Source organism: Vicinamibacteria bacterium, assembly GCA_035620555.1.
In the GTDB taxonomy this organism is placed as follows: Bacteria; Acidobacteriota; Vicinamibacteria; order Marinacidobacterales; family SMYC01; genus DASPGQ01.
Genome location: DASPGQ010000475.1, coordinates 1 through 4055 on the forward strand (window position 1 = coordinate 1; position 4055 = coordinate 4055).

Consider the following 4055-nt stretch of genomic DNA (forward strand, 5'->3'; position numbering starts at 1 on the left):
GCTGCTCTTCGGCCCACTCGTAAGGCGTCGCCTCCCATTTCGCGAGAGAACGGAGTATCCGGGACGGATGCGTCCTCCATTCCGAAAGAAGGGGCCCGTCGTTGAAACCCAGAACCTGGTTCTGTGGGTAGCGATCGCACAGTACGATCAACCCCCGATTTCGAGCTCTCCAGGCGCTGCGCAGCTTGCGCCGCTTCTCCCAGGCGAGCACCAGGGCCCACAACGGACGGAATCGGCGCAATCCGCGCGCTTTCCCTTTACTCGCATCCGAGGGTGCCCGGTTCTTGGACGTCGCCCGACGACCGGCGAGTAGCCGGTGAATCACCAGGAGCGGCCATCGGACCAGAGAGCTCGGCCCGTCACCGCTACCGAAATAGACGGGAAACACGCCGAGTTTCCAGGAGAGCCATTTCCGAAGATCGCGGCAGAGGGTCGACTTTCCGGATCCATCGGAGCCGACCACGGCGATCACGATGCCCCCGGTGGGCACTGTCCGGGTCAAGGCCAGAGGCAGGTGCAGGTAACGTTTGTTGACACCGCCAGCGAGAAAGAAGATCTCGCGCCCCCAGCGAGTCAGGCGCGCCAGGAGCGCACCCTGACTCCGGTATCGGGAGAGCCGATGATTCGTCAGGCGGCGGAGCTTCGCCAGTCGGCGCAAGGTCGGCCCCTGGGCCAGCATTTCAGCGATGGCGGGACCCGATTCCTCACCCAGCATATCCTTGGCCAGCGCGCAGACACGTTCCGCCGGGCATCTCTCTTTGAGCCAATGAAACTCGGGGAGAAAGTTATCCGGCAAGTGTCTCTTTCGGAACCATCCGATGACGCGGTCACGGGTACGGATCTTCAGAACCGCGCGAACGAGGAGAAGCAGCAGCTCCACGCATGGCTCCGACACATAGACGCCCGCCTTCGGCTCGATCTGACGCGTCGATAGGACGAGCTCCTCCCAGGGCAGCCTGTATCCTTTCAAGTGCCGTTCACCCATCGTCAGCCGGTGGTGCAAATGCACGTGGATCAGGCTGCCGGTCTCCTCGTCCATACCCAGGTAATCCTCCATGGCAGGGTACGCGCGTTGAGGAATGAGACAGAATCGCTTGAAGGACGTTTCCCCGAGGACGCGCCGCAGGGCGAGGCTCGACCTCCGATCGACGAGGATATCGAGGTCGGTCTTTCCTTGAAGAGCTGCCTCGAGGTGCTCGTTACTTTTCCAATGGCAGTACCGGATCCCTTCCCGGTCGAGAGCATCGAGCAAAGCACGAAGAGCGGCCAGGCACTCGACCGGCCGATCCTCGCGCCGCGCCACCTCGAGGGTTTGCGTTCTCTGTTGTGTGTTTGTCATGAGCTTCTATCTTCTCTAACGAGCCACAGAATAGGGTTCAGCCGCATCGAGGCCGGGACGTACGAAGCCAGTGTCTTGAGTATCCAGACCCCGTCCTCTCCGAGTACCGTGCGAGGTGCGAATCGCAGTAACAGGATGAGCGTCGTGACCATGGTGACGGTGACGGCAACGATCAGTTGAAGGGGTGCCAGACCCCAGCCGCGGAGGGCTTCCGCAAGAAACCAAGTCTCGGAGCCCACGATGGCCGTAAGAGCCAAAGCGGGCAGATGGGCGGCGAGGAACGATTTCCAGCTCATCGAGGCCAGCCTCAAACTGAGCTGCGCCATCAGGAGAAAGTTGACGAGGATGGCTCCCATCACGCAGACGGCCACTCCCTCCGCCCCGTGGTTTCGCCCGACAAAGGCACCACCGGTCACCAGGATGGCGTAGGCCCATTGCCGCCAGGCTCGCTCGTACACCGCACCCGTAGCCCGGGCGATCGAGTCACTCATCTTGTAGCTCGTGCGAAAAACCAGACCCAGGGCAAAGATTTGGAAGGGGGCGACGACGGCATCCCACTGCGGACCGAGGAGGAGCTCGATGATCTCGGGCGCCAGACTGTGAAAGAAGACGCCGGTGGGGAACATCACCAGGGCGATGACCGCTACGCCTCGGCGATAAGCGGTCGCGAGGCGGAGGGGCTCGGATTGAACTTTTGCCATCGCCGGAAAAAGGACTTTGTCGAGAACGCGTCCGAACGCCATGGCTTGTGCGCCCATCAATTGATAAGCGCGACTGTAGATACCCAATGCCTCGGCGCCGAGCCATCGGCCCACGACGATGTAGTCTCCTTGCCCGCCGATGTAGTTGCCGATTCGGCCCATTGTGAACCCGCCGCCGAAATACATCAGATCTTTGAGTGCGTCGCGTTCTAGCATCGGTCGCTTCGGATGAGGTCGAGCCCTCAAGAGCAAGACCATGCGCAGCAACGTCTGGCCGAGATTTGCCGAGGCGAGAGCCCATACCCCCATTCCCAGCAAAGCGGTGACGATGCCGACGACGCCGAAACCGATCGAAAACGCGCCGAGCTCCACCGCGGCAAGATCACGAAAGCGCAGCTCGCGCTGCATCAAGGATTCGGGAACCGCGGCGATCCCTTCGAAGAGGAAGGCTACCGACAGCAAGCGGACAATCGCGGTGAGCTCCGGCATCTGGAAGAACCGGGCAATCTGTGGCGCGAAGCCGAAAATCAGCAAGGCCATCAATGCGCCGAAGATCGTCGCCAAGGTAAAGCCGGTTCGAAGGTGCCTCGTCTCCAGCTCGGGCCGCTGCACGATCGCCGGACCGACACCGAGTCGCGAGAAGATTTGACTGAATCCGACCACGACCAGCGCGGCGGATACGATCCCGAAGTCCTTTGGAGTCAGAAGCCGCGCGAGGACCACGATGAAGAGGAGCTGGAGGACGGACTTCGTTCCAGTTCCCAACGACATCCAGAAAAAACCCAGGAATGTCGACTCGGTGAGCTTGCCTCGTGCCCTCGTGGAACTCATATTGCAAATCCTCGCCGGATCGCGTGGAGCAAGTCGCGTTTCTCGCGCACCGGTACAGGTCGTCGTGGAAAGCTGCTTGGAGCTAGCGCCGTTCCGACGATTTCCGCCTGCGATGGAAACTCATTGAAAACTGTGCCGTGTCTCCCGATATCCGATCGTAAACAGGTGAATCGAGCCGGGACAGCGTCAAAAAAAGCTCTCTTTGACGTGCACGACGTCTCCGTCTAGAAGCGGGACGTCGGTTGTTCTCCCAGAGAGGATCTCGTTCAGGTCGAATTTGCCCACGACTTCTCCCGAGCGTTGGATCTCGATCCCGCTCTTCGAGCCCCGAGGACTCAACCATTGCGCTCTCGCCAATGCTTTCAGAAGCGAGGCTTCCTCGATGGGAAGCTCGTATATACCGGGCCGTTCGACGGCCCCCAGTACGGAAATCTCGACGAACTCCTGCGGAGGAACGCTCACCACGTCCCCCGGTCGAAGCCAGATGTCCCAACGTGGATCCCCCGCGACCAGCAGCTCCTTGAGTGGAATCAGGAGGCGCGCCCGGCGGCCATCATTGGCCTGGCGGAAGACGTAGAGGACCTTTCCCGCCACCGGGGTGACTCCTCCGGCTTCGGCGAGCAACTGCAGGAGGCTTCGCCTTCCCAGCAATGGATACGTCGCGGGTTTGTCGACGGCACCGAGCAGCGAGACCCTTCTCGAGTTGAACTCTTTGACGAAGACGCTGACCTGCGGGTTTTGAACATACTCCTCGCCGAGCTTGTTGGCGACGCGAGCGGCTGCTTGTTCCGAGGTGAATCCACCCACACGTACGGATCCGATCAACGGCAAATCGATGCTGCCGTCTCCGGAGACTCGCACCGTGCGGTCGAATTGGCCCATCTCGAACACCGTCACTTCCAAGACGTCCTCGGGACCGAGCTTGTACTCGTCAGAAGCTCCGCGCGGGATTCCAAAGAAGAGGGCCGGCTCGATGTCGCCCGGTTCGATACTGACTTCGGACGGGAAGGCGGTACTGCTCTGGGACGAGAATGCGCCGGGGGCCATACCCATCCAGAGTGTGAGGCACGTAAGGAACGTTACTGCTCTGTTGACATTCATTTGAGATCTTCCCGAAAGCGGCTTGAGCCTGCTCTCCTGGTTCGGAGCTCGCTCGATCGTGCGGGGGGAGGACGATTGCGACC

General features: G+C 61.0%; 3 protein-coding genes. All 3 read right to left on the bottom strand.

The features are described from left to right. Positions 1-1339 (bottom strand): hypothetical protein (locus VEK15_19115; protein ID HXV62817.1); only part of this gene is annotated, 1339 nt, incomplete at its 3' end. Beyond that, entirely contained in the window at positions 1336-2871 is a 1536-nt protein-coding gene (locus VEK15_19120) for a lipopolysaccharide biosynthesis protein (protein ID HXV62818.1), read from the bottom strand. The genes VEK15_19120 and VEK15_19115, both read right to left, overlap by 4 nt. A gap of 186 nt (positions 2872-3057) precedes the next feature. Continuing rightward, positions 3058-4055: polysaccharide biosynthesis/export family protein (locus VEK15_19125; protein ID HXV62819.1), on the bottom strand; the 998-nt coding region annotated here is incomplete at its 5' end.